The organism is Nitratireductor sp. ATLC21 (genome assembly GCF_057196525.1).
In genome coordinates this window covers 86,233-104,038 of the sequence record NZ_JBXUOU010000001.1, presented here as the reverse complement: position 1 = coordinate 104,038, position 17,806 = coordinate 86,233, and the positions used below count along the sequence as shown (strand labels likewise).

Annotated in this window: 15 protein-coding genes and 1 tRNA gene; 9 read left to right on the top strand and 7 right to left on the bottom strand. The window is 57.8% G+C overall.

Annotated elements, in window-relative coordinates; genetic code table 11:
- Position 1: 1 nt before the first annotated feature.
- Positions 2 to 1,363 carry a magnesium transporter gene (gene mgtE / locus AC2CHD_RS00510; protein WP_484553172.1) on the bottom strand — a complete coding sequence of 454 codons (1,362 nt, stop codon included), beginning with the start codon at positions 1,361 to 1,363 and terminating at the stop codon, positions 2 to 4.
- A gap of 294 nt (positions 1,364 to 1,657) precedes the next feature.
- On the opposite strand from mgtE, the gene AC2CHD_RS00505 reads away from it, so the two are divergent.
- Together AC2CHD_RS00505 and AC2CHD_RS00500 are read left to right on the top strand one after the other, a co-directional pair.
- Positions 1,658 to 2,113 carry a TspO/MBR family protein gene (locus AC2CHD_RS00505; protein WP_484552206.1) on the top strand — a complete coding sequence of 152 codons (456 nt, stop codon included), beginning with the start codon at positions 1,658 to 1,660 and terminating at the stop codon, positions 2,111 to 2,113.
- Positions 2,114 to 2,154: 41 nt separating this feature from the next.
- A complete protein-coding gene (locus AC2CHD_RS00500; protein WP_484552205.1) occupies positions 2,155 to 2,433 on the top strand; it encodes a hypothetical protein in 279 nt (92 codons plus the stop codon).
- Between the two features lie 113 nt (positions 2,434 to 2,546).
- On the opposite strand, the gene proX is transcribed toward AC2CHD_RS00500, so the two are convergent.
- From proX to AC2CHD_RS00485, 3 genes are all read right to left on the bottom strand, one after another.
- Positions 2,547 to 3,557 carry a glycine betaine/L-proline ABC transporter substrate-binding protein ProX gene (gene proX, locus AC2CHD_RS00495; RefSeq protein WP_484552204.1) on the bottom strand — a complete coding sequence of 337 codons (1,011 nt, stop codon included), beginning with the start codon at positions 3,555 to 3,557 and terminating at the stop codon, positions 2,547 to 2,549.
- A 102-nt stretch (positions 3,558 to 3,659) separates the two neighbouring features.
- Entirely contained in the window at positions 3,660 to 4,592 is a 933-nt protein-coding gene (locus AC2CHD_RS00490; protein ID WP_484552203.1) for an ABC transporter permease, read from the bottom strand.
- Entirely contained in the window at positions 4,589 to 5,839 is a 1,251-nt protein-coding gene (locus AC2CHD_RS00485) for a quaternary amine ABC transporter ATP-binding protein (RefSeq protein WP_484552202.1), read from the bottom strand. Before AC2CHD_RS00485 ends, AC2CHD_RS00490 begins: the two co-directional genes overlap by 4 nt.
- Before the next feature lie 340 nt (positions 5,840 to 6,179).
- Here AC2CHD_RS00485 and AC2CHD_RS00480 point away from each other — a divergent pair, with 340 nt between their 5' ends.
- Positions 6,180 to 6,428, top strand: coding sequence for a hypothetical protein (locus tag AC2CHD_RS00480; RefSeq protein WP_229447108.1), 249 nt, complete (start codon positions 6,180 to 6,182; stop codon positions 6,426 to 6,428).
- 74 nt (positions 6,429 to 6,502) lie between these two features.
- Here AC2CHD_RS00480 and AC2CHD_RS00475 read toward each other — a convergent pair whose 3' ends face one another.
- Complete coding sequence (locus AC2CHD_RS00475; protein ID WP_484552201.1) at positions 6,503 to 7,948, bottom strand: alanine/glycine:cation symporter family protein; 1,446 nt, start codon at positions 7,946 to 7,948, stop codon at positions 6,503 to 6,505.
- A gap of 322 nt (positions 7,949 to 8,270) precedes the next feature.
- Between AC2CHD_RS00475 and AC2CHD_RS00470 the strand changes: the two genes are divergently transcribed.
- The 3 genes from AC2CHD_RS00470 to AC2CHD_RS00460 all read left to right on the top strand — a co-directional run bounded on the left by AC2CHD_RS00470 (position 8,271) and on the right by AC2CHD_RS00460 (position 9,793).
- The gene (locus AC2CHD_RS00470) at positions 8,271 to 8,516 is read left to right on the top strand and encodes a hypothetical protein (RefSeq protein WP_229447110.1); all 246 of its coding nucleotides are present in this window, start codon (positions 8,271 to 8,273) and stop codon (positions 8,514 to 8,516) included.
- Between the two features lie 172 nt (positions 8,517 to 8,688).
- On the top strand, positions 8,689 to 9,528 hold the full coding sequence (locus AC2CHD_RS00465) for a maleate cis-trans isomerase family protein (RefSeq protein ID WP_484552200.1): 840 nt from the start codon (positions 8,689 to 8,691) through the stop codon (positions 9,526 to 9,528).
- A gap of 115 nt (positions 9,529 to 9,643) precedes the next feature.
- Positions 9,644 to 9,793, top strand: coding sequence for a hypothetical protein (locus tag AC2CHD_RS00460; protein ID WP_484552199.1), 150 nt, complete (start codon positions 9,644 to 9,646; stop codon positions 9,791 to 9,793).
- Positions 9,794 to 10,638: 845 nt separating this feature from the next.
- Here AC2CHD_RS00460 and AC2CHD_RS00455 read toward each other — a convergent pair.
- Complete coding sequence (locus AC2CHD_RS00455; protein WP_484552198.1) at positions 10,639 to 13,485, bottom strand: autotransporter family protein; 2,847 nt, start codon at positions 13,483 to 13,485, stop codon at positions 10,639 to 10,641.
- Between the two features lie 533 nt (positions 13,486 to 14,018).
- Between AC2CHD_RS00455 and AC2CHD_RS00450 the strand changes: the two genes are divergently transcribed.
- On the top strand, positions 14,019 to 14,747 hold the full coding sequence (locus AC2CHD_RS00450) for a tyrosine-type recombinase/integrase (RefSeq protein ID WP_484552197.1): 729 nt from the start codon (positions 14,019 to 14,021) through the stop codon (positions 14,745 to 14,747).
- Between the two features lie 56 nt (positions 14,748 to 14,803).
- Here the strand turns inward: AC2CHD_RS00450 and AC2CHD_RS00445 are convergent.
- Positions 14,804 to 14,888: transfer RNA gene (locus tag AC2CHD_RS00445), tRNA-Leu, on the bottom strand.
- Positions 14,889 to 15,072: 184 nt separating this feature from the next.
- On the opposite strand from AC2CHD_RS00445, the gene lipB reads away from it, so the two are divergent.
- Positions 15,073 to 15,789 (top strand): lipoyl(octanoyl) transferase LipB, encoded by a 717-nt coding sequence (gene lipB / locus AC2CHD_RS00440; protein ID WP_484552196.1) that lies wholly within the window; start codon positions 15,073 to 15,075, stop codon positions 15,787 to 15,789.
- 139 nt (positions 15,790 to 15,928) lie between these two features.
- The gene (gene ggt / locus AC2CHD_RS00435) at positions 15,929 to 17,689 is read left to right on the top strand and encodes a gamma-glutamyltransferase (protein ID WP_484552195.1); all 1,761 of its coding nucleotides are present in this window, start codon (positions 15,929 to 15,931) and stop codon (positions 17,687 to 17,689) included.
- Positions 17,690 to 17,806 lie beyond the last annotated feature (117 nt).

The window sequence follows — 17,806 nt, the reverse complement described above, 5'->3', positions numbered from 1 at the left end:
ACTAGACTCCAAACCACCAGGTGGCGAGGCCGAGGAAAGCGAGGAAGCCGACCACATCCGTGACTGCGGTGACGAAAACCGCCGATGCCACCGCCGGGTCGGCGCCAACGCGATCAAGCAGAAGCGGAATGAGGATGCCGCCAAGAGCGGCGACAAACATGTTGATGATCATCGCCGCCGCAATGATGCCGCCCAGATTGTAATCCTGAAACCAAGCGGCCGCGACCACGCCAATCAGCGTGGCGAAAACGACGCCGTTCAGAATGCCGACACCCATTTCTCGACGGATGATGCGGCCGGCATTGTAAATATCGATGTCCCGGGTGGCGAGCGCACGCACCGTAACGGTCATGGTCTGCGACCCTGCGTTGCCCCCCATTCCTGCAACAATGGGCATCAGAATGGCGAGCGCGACGACCTTTTCGATCGTGTCATCGAAGAGGCCGATGACGGAGGCGGCAAGGAATGCTGTGATGAGGTTGACCATTAACCAGGGAACCCGCGAGCGCGCGGCGGTCCAGACACGGTCGGAGAGTTCTTCGTCACCGACGCCGCCAAGGCGCAGAAGATCTTCCTCCGCCTCCTGCTGGATGACGTCGACCACATCGTCAATGGTGAGCACACCGACCAGGCGCTCATTCTCGTCGACCACGGCAGCCGACAGAAGGTCGTATTTTTCAAAAATCTGCGCGGCTTCCTCCTGATCCATCGTGGCCGGGATGGCGTGGCGCGTCTCGCGCATCACATCCTCGATCTTCACTCCTCGCTTGGTGCGCAGGATCCGATCGAGATCGACAGCGCCCACCAGCCGAAATGTCGGATCGATGACGAATATCTGCGCGAAGCTTTCGGGAAGGTTTTGCTCCTCCCGCATGTAGTCGATCGTCTGGCCGACGGTCCAGAAGGGCGGCACAGCGACAAATTCCGTCTGCATGCGCCGGCCGGCGGTTTCATCCGGATAGCCGAGCGAACGACGCAGGCGCACACGCTCGGTGAACGGTAGCTCGGCGAGGATCTCGTCCTGGTCCTGCTGATCGAGATCTTCCAGAATGTAGACCGCATCATCCGAATCCAGCTGTTCGACGGCACGCGCCACCTGTTGATTGGGCAGGTTTTCCAGGATTTCGAGACGGATCGCCTCGTCCACCTCGGTCAGCGCGGTGTAATCGAAATCATCGCCCATGAGCACGACAAGCGCGAGGCGCTGGTCAGGGAGAAGGGCTTCGAGCAGGTCACCGACCTCGGACTGATGGAGCGCGCCGATTTCCTGACGTAGGGTGATGGTGTCCCGGTCGGCAATCGCTGCGCCGATATGCGCCAGAAACGGTGCCGCCACCACACCATCTGCATCATAGATGCCCATTGCCTCAGCGCCTTCGGCTTCGACGTTTTCGTTCAGTCCTTCGGATTCGCTCAAATGGACCTCCCTGGCTGGGATGTTGGGCTCTGCGAGTGGGCGCAGCGTTCTTTCGGCAATACAGACGCGTGTGCCGCACCGCAACCGGGGCGCCACGCTTTCCGCTCGAGATTTTTGATTGTGTGCCCAACCTTTCGGCGCGGCAGGAACACAAGCCCCCTTGGAACGTTAATGCACTATGGCATTGGCTGGTTCCAACCTGAGCAGGTTTTGCCGATCCGAACCACGAAACAGGATAACATGATGCCTCTTCTTCGCACTCTCCCCTTTTTCCTAATTCTCGTGGTCGGTGGCGGTCTTGCCATTGGTTACCTGACAGCACCCGGCTCCTGGTATGCAGGGTTGGAAAAACCGGTTTTCAATCCACCCAACTGGGTATTCGGCCCAGTGTGGGGAATGCTTTATGTCCTGATTGCTTTGGCCGGCGCGCGCGTATGGCTGCGCGAACGCCAGAGCAATGCCATGCGTCTGTGGTGGTTGCAGCTTGTTCTCAATTTCGCCTGGTCGCCGACCTTCTTTTCGCTCCACATGGTCGGGGCCGCACTCGTGATTCTCGTGCTTCTTGTGGCTGCGGTTATCTCCTTTATCATCGCGCGCTGGCGGGTGGACCGACTGTCGGCCCTGATGTTCCTGCCCTATGCGGCCTGGGTCCTGTTCGCCGGTTTCTTGAACGGAGCCATTCTCATTTTGAACTAGGAAGCGTTGCTCCCCTGTTTAAACGCTTACGGGAGTCCTAAATGAGAGCCATGAAAATTCGTTTCAATCACATGGTCTTGGCCGCCATTGGAGCGGTTATGCTGGCGGGCACTTCGGGATATGCGGAGAACAGATCCAAGAGCGAAGCGGAACAGGCGCGGGAAGCGCGCATCGACCGTGAACTGGAACGCAGCCGCGACATGCTGGAAGACCAGCATCAGGAATGGATGCGCAGTCAGCGGAACATCCCGCATCTGACGGCGCCCGGCCCGCGGGATCTCGATGTACCGATCTACACCTCACCACCCCGGCTACAATAAACACTGTTGGCGGCACAGCTCGTCGTGACATGAAAAGACCGCACGCCGGACAAGGCGCGCGGTCCAATTTTTTTCTAGGGCCTCAAACATCGGGCCCATGACGGCAAGCAGATTTATTCGCCGGCCTTGCGGGCAGCTTCCAGCCAACCGTCAACAGTATCGCGATTGTCGGAGATCCAGTCGGAAGCCTGCATTTTGATATCTTCCGGCTTGTCGGCGCCGTCGTTCATGGCCGCGTTCTGGGCAAAAATGTCCTCGAGCGGGATCGAAGCCGATTTGAGCAGCGTCGCGACAGCCGGATTTTCCTCAAGGAACTCGGAATTGGCGACCGGCACGATGTCGTTCGCCTCAAAGCCCATGACGCAAGGATCAGCAACACAGCCATCGATCCCGGCTGCAGCGTTCTCATCCGTGGCCTCTTCAGGCACCTGAATCCAGACAACATCCTCGCCGATCTTCAGCTCGTTGACGGTCCAGTTGGGGGTCCAGGTATAGAAGAGGATGGGCTCACCGCTTTCATAAGCCGCCACAGCATCGGCCATGGAGGCAGAGTAGCTGGCCTTGATCTCGTTGATGTGATCCTTGAGCTCGTATTTTGTGAGATGATCCTCGATCGCCACCTCGCAGCCCCAGCCGGGAGGGCATGCGACCAGGTCAGCCTTGCCATCGCCATCGCGGTCGAAAGCTTCCTTCACCTCATCCCGCTTGAAATCGTCAAGCGACTTGATCTCGAATTTCTCTGCCGATGCCTTGTCGACGAGATAGCCCTGAAGCGCACCGCCCGCTGCGACCGCACCGACGATCTCCGCCGTTGCCTCGAAAGCCGGGCGATAGGTGTCGTGGATCGGGAACCAGCCGTTCACCCAAAGGTCCACATCGCCATACCCGACCGCCTGATAGAAGGGCGGGTTGTCGAGCGTGGTCGGACCTTCGACCGTGTAGCCAAGCTCTTCGAACATCTGCTTGTAGATTTCAGCGTGAAACCAGCCCGTGTCCCAGGTGGCCTGTGCCATCTTGATCGTTTTACCGGCGCCGGGGCCGTCCTGCGCCATCGCCGGCATGGCCACGGAGCCGAGCAGCGCGAGGGCTGCGATTGCGGGAATGCTTTTCTTAAGACCAGTCATATCGAGCAGTCTCCATAAATACGTGTTCGACAATTGTGGCAGGGCGTAGCCGCTGCCGTGAATGCGGAACGCCAGGTCGCGCTCCGCGAGACGGACGAAGCCTTATGCGGCTTTGCCCGCTTTTTCTTCGTCACCCGGCTTGCCGAGCGCAAACATCGAGCGCAGCGTCTGCCAGAGCGAAGGCGTGTGCACGGCTTTCTTTTCGCCGAGCGATTGGGTGATGCGGTCAAGGATGATCGCCAGAAGCACGATGCCGATGCCACCGGCGGTTGCCGCCCCCACATTGAGGCGACCGAGGCCGGTGTAGACGGTGAGGCCGAGCCCGCCAGCGCCGATCAGTGCTGCAATGACCACCATCGACAGAGCCAGCATCAGGGTCTGATTGAGGCCCGCCATGATGGTGCGCAGGGCCAGCGGGAACTGGACTTCCCACAACATCTGCCAGCGCGTGGAACCAAACGCTTCCGCAGCTTCGATCAGGTCACCGCGCACATTGCGGATTCCCAGATTGGTGAGGCGGATAATGGGGGGAAGAGCAAAGATGATCGTGGCGATGATGCCAGGCACCATTCCCACACCGAACAGCATGACGATCGGCACCAGATAGACGAAGGACGGGATCGTCTGCATGATGTCCAGAATGGGCCGCACGACAAAGAGCACACGGTCGCTGCGTGCACTCCAGATGCCGAGCGGAATGCCGATTATGGCGCAGAACAGCACCGAGGTGATGATCATCGACAAGGTGGTCATGGTCTCCGACCAGAGCCCGATCATGTCAATGAAAGCGAGGGCGATCAGCGTGAAAACAGCAACCCCGCGGCCCGCCGTACGCCAGGCAATCAGCGTAAGGCCTGCGGTAAACACCAGCATGGGCAACCAGTGGAAGAACGCATCGAGCCAGCCGAGAACGGCCGTGACCGGTGTCTGCATGGCGCGGAAGAAGGGACGGAAATTGGGCACCAGGAAATCGCGAACAAAACTGTTCACCCAGTCGTCAAGCGGGATCTGAACGAGATCGGCAGGGCTGATCATTGGCGTTCTCCTTTCTGTGCGGAGCTGGCCTCGGTTTCATCCGTTGTCGGCTGTGCCTCTTCGTTCTCCTCGCCTGAAAGCTGAGAGAACACCGCCTGCGGTTCGATCACCCCGGCAAGACGGCCGCGCTTGTCGGCCACCGCGATGGGATAACCAGCACTTGCAGCACCATAAAGCTCGTTGAGGGGCGTATCGCGAGAGACCGTGGGGACCTCCGTCACCAGGACTTCCGAAAGGTCCGTGCGGCCCTCCTCGCGGGCGGCCACCGCCAGCTCCTGGTAGGTGACGAGACCGGCAATCCGATCCTCCTCCACCACGTAGAGGGCATTGCGATTGTGCTCCTCCATCAGGTCGAGCGCCTTTTCGGCTGCATTCCTTTCGCCGAGCTCAACGGTGATCGGGCGCTCGGCGACGTGCGCGGCGTCGAAAACACGGCCCCGGTCAATGTCACCGACAAAGGCGGCGACATAATCATCGGCCGGATTGTCGACGATCTCCTGCGCGGTGCCGACCTGAACAATGCGACCATCCTTCATGATGGCGATCTTGTCGCCCAGAAGCAGCGCCTCGTTGAGATCATGGGTGATGAAGATGATGGTCTTCTTGAGCTTCTTCTGAAGATGAAGGAGCTCTTCCTGCATCTCACGGCGAATGAGCGGATCGAGCGCGCCGAAAGGCTCATCCATCAGGAGAATTTGCGGATCGGTTGCAAGCCCACGTGCAAGCCCCACGCGCTGTTGCATCCCGCCCGACAGTTCGTCGGGGTAGCTGTCGGCATAGGCCGCAAGACCAACCTGCTCCAGAGCTGCAAGCGCCTTTGCGCGACGTGAAGCGGCGCCTTCACCCTTGATCTTCAGTCCATAGGCGGCGTTCTCGGCGACGGTCTTGTGCGGAAAGAGAGCGAAATGCTGGAAAACCATGGTGATCTTCTCACGCCGCACCTTGCGCAGGCGCTCGGCCGAGCAGTTCGCCACATCGTCTTCGTCAATCAGGATTTTCCCATAGGTCGGCGGAATCAGGCCATTCAAGGTTCTGACTAATGTGGACTTTCCGGAGCCAGAAAGCCCCATGACCACAAAAATCTCGCCTTCATGGACATCAAAACTGACATCCTGAACGCCGACGGTCTGCCCTGTTTCCTCAAAAATCTCGATCTTGGTCTTGTTCTGCTTCAGACCGTCGAGCGCCTGTTCTGGATGTTCTCCAAATATCTTGTAAACATTCTCGACCCGTAGCTTGGGTTTCATGATTCCTCTTGGCTGATTATTTTATGGAAAATGAAATACAGGTCGAACACCTGTAAAATATTTCACATACGCTTGCATTCAGCATTCGCCTTGCGAGACTTCATTATGCCTCACACGTCATGTGAAAATACCATACATGGGTCCTGACATAACGCGCGTTATTTCGAATCGCAACAGTCAGTGAAAATTAATTCAGCAATCAATGCGATTGACCCATCCGCTCCAACGCTTGCTGGGTAGCCCCCGCAAGAAGCGTTTCTTTCGACGGGATGACCTGCTAGTGGTAATCCTGCGGGAGGGCGTCCATGACGCCATAAAGTGCATTTTGAAGGGACGAAGAATGAACGACCGCTACGACGCCTATGCTGCTGCAACCATCGTAACGTTCGGAGCCATCGTGATCGGCGGGCTTATGGCTGCTGCGCTTTCCTTTGGAGAGCGGGATGCATTTTTTTTCGCGCTCGGAGCGGGCACCTCGGCATGGGGCGCGGGATACGCCATGTTTCTCGACAAGGCACGCGTGTTTGTCGGCCTGACGGCTTTAGCGGTGGCCATGTCGATCGCAGCGGCCATTCTGCTGGGCTTTTAAAGCTAGGAAGAATCAAAAAGGGCAGGTTTCCCTGCCCCTTCCTACCCCTTGTTCAAACACGCGTTATGTGGCGTTCAAGCGCCCGCAGCTTCCTCACGCACCCTGCCTGTCCAGGCAGTGCGGTCGATATCCAGATCAGGAAACTTGTCCGGATCGAGCACCGGCCGATCGACACCGGCTTTCAGCTGCTCCCGGAAATCTTTCAGTATCCTCAGACATGTGGGCAGAAGCATCATGATGGCGATAAGATTGACCAGCGCCAGAATGCCCATCATTGGATCAGAGAAGAAGAAGACCGCGGTCGCCCCGGGCGCCACCGCGCCAAGAAAGACAATCCCCATCACAACCAAGCGCAGTGCGTTGATGGCCAGCGGGTGTTCGCTGATCACTGTCAGCGCGTTCTCGCCCAGATAGTAATTGTAGATGATCGAGCTGAATGCAAAAAGAAGTAGAATGAAGGTCAGGAAATACTGGGTCCATTCGCCCAGGTGAGAAACCAGCGATTGCTGAGTGAGAACAACGCCGTCGATGGCTTCGGCGCCCGGCGCATACACATCGCCCAATAAGATAACGAAGGCGGTGCAGCTGCAGATCACAATCGTGTCGATAAAGACCGAGAATGACTGAGTGATGCCCTGGCTGATGGGATGGCGCACATCGGCCGTGGCGGCGACGTTGGGGGCAGAACCAAGTCCTGCCTCATTGGAAAAAAGGCCACGCCGCAAGCCCTGTGCAAGCGCTGCCCCCATGCCCCCACCAACGGCCTGCTCCAGACCGAATGCATTCATGACGATGGAATAGAGAACGCCGGGAAGCTCGGTGATGTTCAACAGGATAATGACGACCGCCATCAGCAGATAGGCAATCGCCATGACAGGAACCACAACATCGGCTGCCTTGGCGATGCGGCGGATGCCGCCAAAGACAATGAAGCCGGCAATCACGGTCAGAAGGAGACCCGACCACATGCGGTCAATCCCCAGGCTCTCCTGCGCCGCTCCGGCAACCGTGTTGCCCTGAAATGCGTTGAAGCCAATGGCGAACGCCGCGATGAGGCAGATCGCGTAGAGCACGGCGAGCCACTTATACTCCTCACCGAGACCATGAATAATGGACCGGGCCGGGCCGCCACGAAACGTTCCGTCCGCTTCGCGGCGTTTGTAAAGCTGCGCCAGCGAACATTCAACGAGACTGGTCGCCATGCCAACCAGGGCGATAGCCCACATCCAGAACACTGCACCTGGACCACCAAGCGTGATGGCCACGGCCACGCCGGCGATATTGCCGCCGCCGACCCGTCCCCCAACGGAGACAAGAAGTGCTGCACGCGCGGAGATCGCATTGGGGTCTCCGCTCTGATTTTTGGAAGAGAGGACGCGGAACATGCGCCTGAAGAACTGAAGTTGAACAAACCCGGTCAACGCGGTGATGAAAATGCCTAAGACGACAAGAATTGGGATGAGGGACCACCCCCAGGTTAAGTCTCCGATAACGCCAAATAAGCTCTCGATGAATGTCACTGTCGCACCCTCGCTTTTCGCTAATGCACTTTCCGGCCTCTCGGCCCATGCGGCAGAATAGCCCACAATCAAAAGCGGCACACCATAAGAAACACACGCCCACAAGGGGACTGGTGCTCGAGAGCCCAAACCATCCACACCTTCCCAACCCCTTCGGTTGTGCGGCAATCGCGATGGCTTTAACTCTTTCGTAACGCTCGCCGGCGGCAACTGGGACTACCTCGATCAGCGTACTCGTCCAGAGAGCTGGGTTGTGGTATCCCACCAGCACAATCAATTTGCCTATCAATCTGAACTTAACGACGGTTCCCGGGGGGAAAGCATGTCGCTCGCATTTGAGACCTGCGCACCGGTCGACTTTGTCGTCGAGGCGCAGACCTGCCGAGACGCGATAGAGCCGGCACTGAGGCGCATTGTGACAACCGCACGGGAGCGCGGCTGGAGCCATCAGCAGATCCATCTCGCGCTGTTCGAAATCGCGATCGCATCCATAAAGACCGAAAAGCTCGATATCGCGACGCTTGTTCGCCTGCGCCGCGCTGCGTGGTGTGCGACGCCAATGGACTGATCCACTTCCCGTCCAGCCGGTTTGGGGCCCCGCCTGCGTGCTCGCCGCCACTGGAGATTTGGGAAGACGCGACAATCGGTGTATGCCTGTACAGTCACTGCGGATCCGGGGAGCGGTGTTGCCTCAAAAGCGACGCGTCTGCGTCGGTTGCCCGGCAGCACGACAAGCGTGAATGACGCGATCCTCGAATCTTGATGAGAACGCGGGACAACAGGGCCACATGCTCCACAATCCAGAAAACTCGCCGCTGCAAAACCGCAAACGGCAGGTGAACACGCCCATACGGTTCGATTCCGGCCGCAATGAACGCGCGAAGATCGGCTTTGTTCTTCTGCCCAACGATCAACTGGTGGAAGAGGATATGGTGCGCATGGCTCCGCCGGGTGTCGGCGTCTACTTCTCCAGAGCGCGCATGCCTCATGAAATTTCCACCGGCACGCTTGCGCAGCTAACCGAAAGCCTTGCCGAAACAGCCGGGCGCATCCTGCCGGATGACATTCTTGATGTGGTTTGCCTGGCCTGCACCTCAGGCACGGTGGCCGTGGGCGAAGCACGCGTTTGTTCAGAGCTCAACAAGGGTGCTCCCAACGCCCACGCCACTTCTCTCATGGGTAGCGTGACAAAGGCCCTCGCGGCCCTGCAGGTGCGCCGCATCGCGGTGGGCACGCCTTATGCGCATGAACTGACGGACACTGTCGTTGGATATCTGCAAAATGAAGCCGGTTTCGAGATCACCGCTTATGCGGGGCTTGGTCTGGATTATGACCGCGATATGGTTCGGGTCACGCCTGACTACCTTCTCGAGTTCGGGGCCAGCCTCGACACACCGGAAGCAGAAGCGCTTTTGATAAGCTGTAGCGCGTTGCGGTCGCTCGAGATCGTGGAGGCGCTGGAAAAGGAAATCCGGAAACCGGTGATCGTGAGCAATCAAGCCATGATGTGGAACTGCCTGCGCCTTGCAGGCGTCCAAGATCGCCTTTCCGGTTTTGGTGAATTGCTGCGCCAATTCTAACAAAACGTGGAAGATGCCACATCGGCAATTCTTAAGACCGCAAAGAAATCGTGATGCAGCGTATTTCGTCCCGACGAGTTATCCTGTTGGCGAAACACAGCATGAAACGGTTGTTATGTTTCTGGATTTTCTAAACACGCTGGCTTTGTTGATTTCCTTTGTGGTGCTCTCCACCGCTGCAGTGGAGTTTCTGTCCCGGATGATCAGCCGCATCTACCTTGGCGGATATCCCAGCCCTCTTGCACACGATCATCCCACCATCTGAAAGCAGGAGTTCCCAGATGGTTCGGCGATGACCGGAATTTGGTTGCTCCAACAAAAAATCTTCCTCGACGCAAATCGAAGAAGATTCCTTGTTCGCTCAATCGATGATCGAGAGCGAAGCGCCCCACCCATCGCCCCCAACGGTCGGGACGCCCCTCGTTAGCACGCATACAAACCACGTGAATTAACACAGGTTAAGTTCGGGGAGGTTTGCTGGGGATGGTAAATTGACGACGCGGTTGCGGACGTTCCGGTCCATAAGCCAAGTCAGCCGCTCGTCAACTCGGCGACCGGTTGAACCGATGCGTTACGCGTATGGTTTTGACCTGGGGCAAGCTCAAATGACCTGAGGAAAACTCAAACCCAAGTCATCATAGAATATACTCTTCGGAAGAGAGCTTGGTGCGGTCGAGCGGCCCGCGTTGTTACGCCCTCGCCCCATTGAAGTTTGCTTCCCGCCTTGTTCACAAGCGGTCTGTTTTGGAGCTTTGAGTGATCGCTTTCGCCGCCAGCCTCATATCCTGCCTGTCCCTGTCCGCAACCGATGGAGACACCATCAGGTGCAACGGACAGAATATGTGCATCATGGGACCGGGCGCTTCGTTCAGATCCTGGATCGATACTCCCGGAGATTCGCAATGCAAAATGTCCGGAGGAGAAACACCTGGGGAGGCAGGACAAACTGAGGCTTACCGAGCTTCTGCGAGAGGACGTGACGATCGAAGACAGTGGCGAGAGGGATCGTTCAAACCGGCCGCTTGTGTGAGTACGGATGCCCAGCGGAGAAGCAGCTAAATCTATCAGACAGGAGCGTAATGCCCCTGTCTGATGTCAATGTTGGCTTTCCTACCAGCGCACTCGGAACCCGGCGTTTGCTTTCACCTGATAGCTATCGCCGAAATGCCTTACACTGCTGTTCAGTGAGGCTTCGCCGTAGAGGGAGTATTGATCGTTGTTCCAGTTGTAGGATCCACCTACACCTGCACCAACCCACAACGGCTCTTTCTCATTGACGAACTCGACTCCCGAAACTGTCGAGCGTGAACCATCGAGGAAATCATAATAGAGATTTGCGATGCCATAGATGTGGCTACGGCGCGCCTTCCCCGCTGGGTCATTCCACTCCTGTGTCCGATCAACGCTGATTCCGAGCCTGGAAATCAGAGAATCGCCATTTTCCAGGCCAACGACCGCTCCAAAGGCGTCCGTGAAGGTGTCAAAGTTCACATCGGAATAGACAAGCTGCGCCTGCGGTGTAACCGACCAGATTTCGTCCAGTGCGATCTGCTTTCCCACCTCAACGCCGAGTGCGTAACCGAAGCCGTTGTTCCCGCTAACAAGGTTGCGCGACGCTGTGCTGGAAACCAGGTCACTATCAAACCAGGTCGCCTGCGCCTGAGCATCCACGTAGAGGCCAGAGTTACCGTACCAGGTCAGCGTGCCGCTCAGGCCGTATCCGGTCGAATCAATCGATCCATTTCCGAACAGGGAAGTGACCTCCGATGAAACCGTTCCGTAGTGAACCGAGACGCCACCGATAAAGCGGCCACTCTCGTTCTCATGGATCAGACCGTCTGCTCCAGCCTGCATTTTCCACAGATCCAGATCGTATTCCGCGCCGCTTGTGGAGGCCTTGGGATCAATCTTGCTGTGGCTGGCCACGATGCGGCCCCATATGCCGGAATTGTCCTGCGTGGTTTCGGACCACATGCGGTTGCCCACCCTCTGCTGGAGGGTTTCAAGTGAATTGAAGCTGCCCAGGACGCTTGCGTAGGTTTCATAGATTGGGACGCCCGGCTGATAAAGCGGCGTTGGGCTGGGTGTCGGACCCGGTGTGGGGTCTGGAGCCACCGGTAGAAGTGACGACCGCAGATACCAGTCGCCATCTGTGGGTGTACTTATTCCATTTTGATAGAGCCGGTAGGCATAAGCCCCCCCGACCACCGCCTGATCACCCTCAAACACGTAGTCGCCGTTCAGGACAAACGCATCTGCGTCTGAAGTGCCTGCAACATCGACAATGCGAATGCCTTCGACGGTGGGGGCGCCAACTCCTCCAAGATTGGTGACTCGCACCTGTGTCGCCCCCGTACCCAGAATTGAGTTACCGGTAATGACAAGAACGTCGGTGTCAGAAGCATCGTCCCCGAGCACGGATTCGATCTCCAGCGCGCCGCCATTGCTGGTGTAGTCTCCGTCGATCGTGAGCGTGCCTATGGAGTTGCCTGGCGCGATCGTGCCACCAGCATAGTTGGTGGTTGCGCCAACCGTGCCCGTGCCAGACAGAATACCGCCATGAACTTCCGTGGTTCCTCCCAGAACACCGTTCACCTCAAACGTACCGGCTTGAATGGTGGCAAGTCCGCTGAAGCCGAGTTGATCCGCGGTGAAGATTGTCTTCCCGGGACCCGTATGATTGATGGCTCCATCGCCGGTGATCGCGATGTCGAAGCCGTACGCTTCCTCGGTGTGATTGAAGTTTACTTCACTGTTGGTCGCGAGTTGTATGCCTGACGTACCAAGTGTTCCTGCTGCTGAGGCCGGCTGCCCGACCGCACCACCGATGTTCAGCACAGCTTCGCTGTTGGCATCGGCACTTCCGAGGATAAATGGCGCACCACCACTGCCCACAATTACGGCGCCGCCATCAGAGATGGTCAGAGTGCCCCGACCATTGTGACCCACTCGCAGCGTATCGGCAATCATCTGAGATCCACCGCCGGACACCAGAACATCGAACCCGGGCACTACAGGTCTAACCCGCTTGAAGGCGATCTCGACATCTGTTCCGGAAAGTACACCACCATCCAGAACTGAGATCGAGCCCTGATAGCCGGTGATGGCGTCAGACTCGTATCTGGAGCCTGGCCCGGTTATTTCCAACCTGGCATCTGAAGTGTCAAAGACTTGCAACGCACCACCGATGTGAGTACTGCCGTTGACCTTGACTGTACCTCCTTCACTGACGCGTAAGAGCGTCTCGCCATTTGCCATAGTCATGCCGGTCGTTTCATACCGCGAGCCCGCGCCGTTCACATAAATCGAGGCTTTGGCGTTACGAAAGCTGGTTGAGTGGACCCTCGTACCGCCATTGGCGATGAAGTGAGCACCATCCGTAATCGACAATGTCGATTGCGATGAAATGCCCATGCTTAGGTCCACTGTACCTGTTCCCGAGGCGAGTAGACGTGTGCCAGTCCCGGTTACCGTCAGGCTCGAAACCGCGTTGTCAGATCGAGACAGATCAAGCTGGGCGAACGTAGTGCTGTTTGACGTCGAGAGTTCGGTATCTCTCCCGCTATTTATGACTGCACTCCCTCCGTTTACGTGGAACCGGGCGAACCCTGAAGCTGTGCTCGATATCGTGAGCGCCCCATCTCCAACCTTGTTGAGGGCGTCACCCGTGCCGGTGATGTTTCCAGTAATCGTAAGTGAGGCGCCAGCAGCGACGTTAAGGTCCGTAGCAGGGAAGAACGACAGGGTGTTCGCCCCTGTTTCAATCGAGATGTTCTTATCATTGACGACCGGCAATGGACCCGTGATTGAAAAGCTGTTGGTGAGAGTGATGGTCGATGAAGCGTCTCCACTGGCCTGAGCAAGTGAAATCGCACTCGCCAACTCCGCTTCGCTAGACGCAGTAAAATTTGCAGCGTGAGATGTCGTTGCCAGGGTCAGCAATGCCACGCCTGTCATAAGAAATTTATGGCGTTTGCGTATGTGGTTATACCCAACCAACCTGGCTTCCGTGCCTCTTATCGGCATCACCGTCTCTCCGTAAAATGCTTCAATTTCCGAAATCGTCAGCCGGCTCACTGACTCGGACATACTGTTATCGTGAAACACGATTCTATCAACCACTTATTGATTGAAATCGAAATGAGACGCGCCATTGCTTAATTGAATCTAAAACTCTGAAAATACCATTTTTATTTATGGAAATACGCCTCTGATTACATTTATGTTTACAATGTTATATCTTTTTTTAATTAGCTCACTCTCTTTGTCCTAATAGTTGACCCTATTCTGGCTCACTCTGACATATGACACGCTCTCAACCTGCGGCACGAGATCATCTTCGCGTTGAGCGCTCGGAACGCTGTTGATCGCTGCGCTTTGGTTTGATTGCGAGTTCGGTTGGCTCTGCGTTCCTGTTCGGGGCCAGATCCCAAAACCGTTTTCGATCCCTCTTCCCTCGGTCCCGCCTCCTCAAACATCCCGACCGGAAGATGCTCATTCCCCACGAAAAGCTTATCGAGATGCAGGACAGCATGGGCGCAACACCGGCCCAGGCAGATGCATTCATCGAATCCGTGGCCGTGATGTTCGATTGGGCAATTGAACGCAGAAACCTGCAACAGAACCCGGCGCGCGGCATCAAGCCGATCTACCGCAAGGGTGATGGCGCGAAGCCTTGGAAGGCGGCTGACGTTCGAAAGTTCCTGAAAGTGCACCTCCCAGGCTCCAAGGCACATGTGGCACTGTCCGTCCCGCTCTGGACCGGTTGCCGCATTGAAGACCTGACAGTGCTGGGCCGCGAGAATGAGTGCCGGATCGAAGGCATCGAGGCACTACGCTGGACGCCCTTGAAGAAGGGCTCAACAGAAGTTTCCATTCCCCTGCTTCCACCGCTCAAGAAAGCAACCAGGGCGACGACCGTGCAGGGTGCAACTTATGTCCTCGGAAGCGGTGGCAAACCGTTTGCCAGCGGAGACAGCATGTCGGCCATGTTCAAGAACTGGTGCAAGGATGCCGGACTGGCTCACCTCTCCGCTCATGGTGTCCGGAAGGGGCTTGCAGAACTGCTCGCTGAGCTGGGCTGCAGCCAGTATGAGATCATGGCCATCTTGGGCCATTCGGAAGCGAAAACGAGTGAGGTTTACACCCGGCGCGTAGAGCGCTGGAAGCTGGCCAAATCAGCGACCGGGAGAATCAACGTGTCCCACGCATGGGTCTGACGTGGGACACTTTCGCATCCAAGTCATTAAAAACCATACTTTTTTGGGAGTGAGCTTGGTGCGGTCGAGAAGACTCGAACTTCCACGGGTTGCCCCACAGCGACCTCAACGCTGCGCGTCTACCAATTCCGCCACGACCGCACGCAGCTGGAGGCCGGTTCACACCGGCACCGGGCATGTAGCAAATCGGATTTCGGGAAACAAGCGCCCTTCTTCAAAAAGACGAAAAAAATCACCGGAACCCGCAGGGACGCGGTGCACTGGACCTGCAACCAGTTTGTCTCCATATGTGTCGGGCAGTTTCAGTACCTGACGGGATGATGCGATGAGCGAACGCGGCCAGATCGATACGGAATTCCTGCCGCGCGTGGCGGGTGCGCCCGTGGAATGGCGAATCGAACCGGGTTTGACCGATTACGAACAGGCCGTCGCCTTCATGGAAGAGCGAGCCGGCCTGATTCGCGAAGGGAAAGCGCCTGAGCTCGTATGGCTGGTGGAGCACCCGCCACTCTACACAGCAGGCACAAGCGCCAACAGTGCAGACCTGCTCGAAGCAGGCCGCTTTCCCGTCTACAAGACGGGGCGTGGTGGCGAATACACCTATCATGGGCCGGGCCAGCGGGTCGCCTATGTGATGCTCGACCTCAAGACCCGTCGCGAAGACGTGCGCGCCTTCATCGCAGCGCTGGAGGCGTGGATCATCGCCACACTCGAACGTTTCAACGTGAAGGGCGAACGCCGAGAGGATCGCGTCGGTGTCTGGGTTGCGCGGCCGGACAAACCGCCCTTGCCCGGAAGCCTGCCTGCCGAAGACAAGATTGCTGCCATCGGCATTCGCCTCCGACGCTGGGTGAGTTTTCACGGCATCTCGATCAACGTCGAGCCGGATCTGGCTCATTTCGGCGGTATCGTTCCCTGCGGTATAAGCGGCTACGGTGTCACCAGCCTGGTCGATCTCGGTCTGCCGGTGACGATGGAGGATCTCGACCTCGCGCTCAAGGCCGCGTTTGCCGAAGTATTCGGTCCCGCGGAAAGCCTTTGACGACTGGGCGAGGTCCGGCATGAATATGAACAGGCAGGGTGCGAACGGCAAGTCGCTTGCAGTTGTGCCACACGAGGCTTGAGAGCGTATCGGCGATCCGTATCAGGATCTACGGCGCTCTGACGGAGGAGCGCCAAAAATGCGATTATCACAGGCTTTTGGGGCCTTTGCCCTCATTTCCCTCTCCATGGCCACGCCTGGAGCGTTTGCCCAACAGGCAACAGACGCCCACGCCCCGGAAAGTGCCAGCGGGGTTACAAACAAAACGACAGTCCACGCAAAAGAGCAGATGGTGGCTGCTGCCAATCCGCTTGCAGCGGAGGCCGGTCTCGATATCCTGCGCAAGGGCGGGAGTGCGGCCGATGCACTGGTGGCTGTTCAGACGGTTCTTGGCCTGGTGGAGCCGCAATCTTCCGGCATTGGCGGCGGTGCGTTCCTTGTCTGGTATGATGCTGAAACCGCCAAGGTGACGACCTTCGATGGGCGGGAAACCGCGCCTGCTGCGGCAACGCCTGAGCTCTTCCTCAATCAACAGGGTGAGCCGCTTGCCTTCTTCGACGCCGTGGTTGGCGGCCGCTCGGTGGGCGCCCCGGGCGTGGTGCGTTTGATGGACACCATCCACAAGCGGGCCGGGAAGCTTGAGTGGCAAACGCTTCTTGAACCGGCGATCCGGCTGGCGGAAGGAGGCTTCACCGTTTCGCCGCGGCTTCACGCGCTGATAGAGGAAGACAAGGGCCGGCTGGACACGCAACCTGCCGCCCGTGCTTATTTTTATGACAAGGATGGCGATGCGGTCGCGGTCGGATCGATCCTGAAAAATCCGGACTATGCCGCAACACTGAAACGAATTGCCGAGTATGGAGCCGATGGGTTCTATAGGGGGCCGGTCGCCGAACAGATTGTGGCCGCGGTGAAAGCACATGAAGGCAATCCGGGGCTTTTGACGCTTGATGACCTTGCCGGGTACGCCGTGAAGGAGCGTGAAGCGGTGTGTGCTCCCTATCGCGACCTTGAGGTCTGCGGAATGGGGCCACCCTCCTCCGGCGCCCTGACCGTCGGGCAAATTCTAGGCATGGTTGGCACATTCGACCTGGGTAGTCTTGGACCCGAAGATCCCGAAAGCTGGCGCATCATTGGCGATGCAACGCGTCTCGCCTTTGCCGACCGGGGCCGCTACATGGCCGACAGCGATTTCGTCAAAATGCCGAAGGGTCTTCTCGACCAGGAATATCTGAAAGCGCGTGCGGCACTGATCCGCCGTCCCACCGCCCTTGGTGCGGATGACGTGAAGGCCGGAGATCCGCCATGGGATAAAGCCGAATTGCGCATCGACGGCATGAGCCTTGAACAGCCCTCGACATCGCATTTCGTTATTGTCGACAAGGCGGGCAACATCGCCTCGATGACGACATCGGTGGAAAGCGCTTTCGGCTCACGCCAGATGGCGGCCGGTTTCATCCTCAACAATCAGCTCACGGATTTCTCGTTTGCGCCTGAAGCCGATGGTGAGGCCGTGGCCAACAGGGTGGAACCAGGCAAACGTCCACGCTCCTCCATGTCGCCGACCATCGTTCTCAAGGACGGCAAGCCGCTCCACGCGCTTGGCTCGCCCGGCGGTAGCAACATCATACCCTATGTCGCGAACACGATCATCGCGCTGACCGACTGGGGCATGAACATGCAACAGGCCATCGACCTGCCGCATCTGACAAATCGTTTCGGCACCTACACGCTGGAAGCCGGCACCGAAGCCGAGGAGATGCAGAACGATCTCGATGCACTCGGCTTCAAGACATCCATCGGCGACCTCAATTCCGGCCTGCACGGCATCACTCTCACTCCCGACGGCCTGGAAGGGGCTGCCGACCCGCGCCGCGAGGGCGTGGCTGTCGGCGACTAGTCAACAGCGTGGTTGTGATAGAACAGGGCCGGTCTGAACGGCAAAACTTCATGGGAAGTAAAGCAACGCAGATCGAGAGGCGGGCCTTCCCGCCTCTTTTGCATTCGGGCGGTGCCT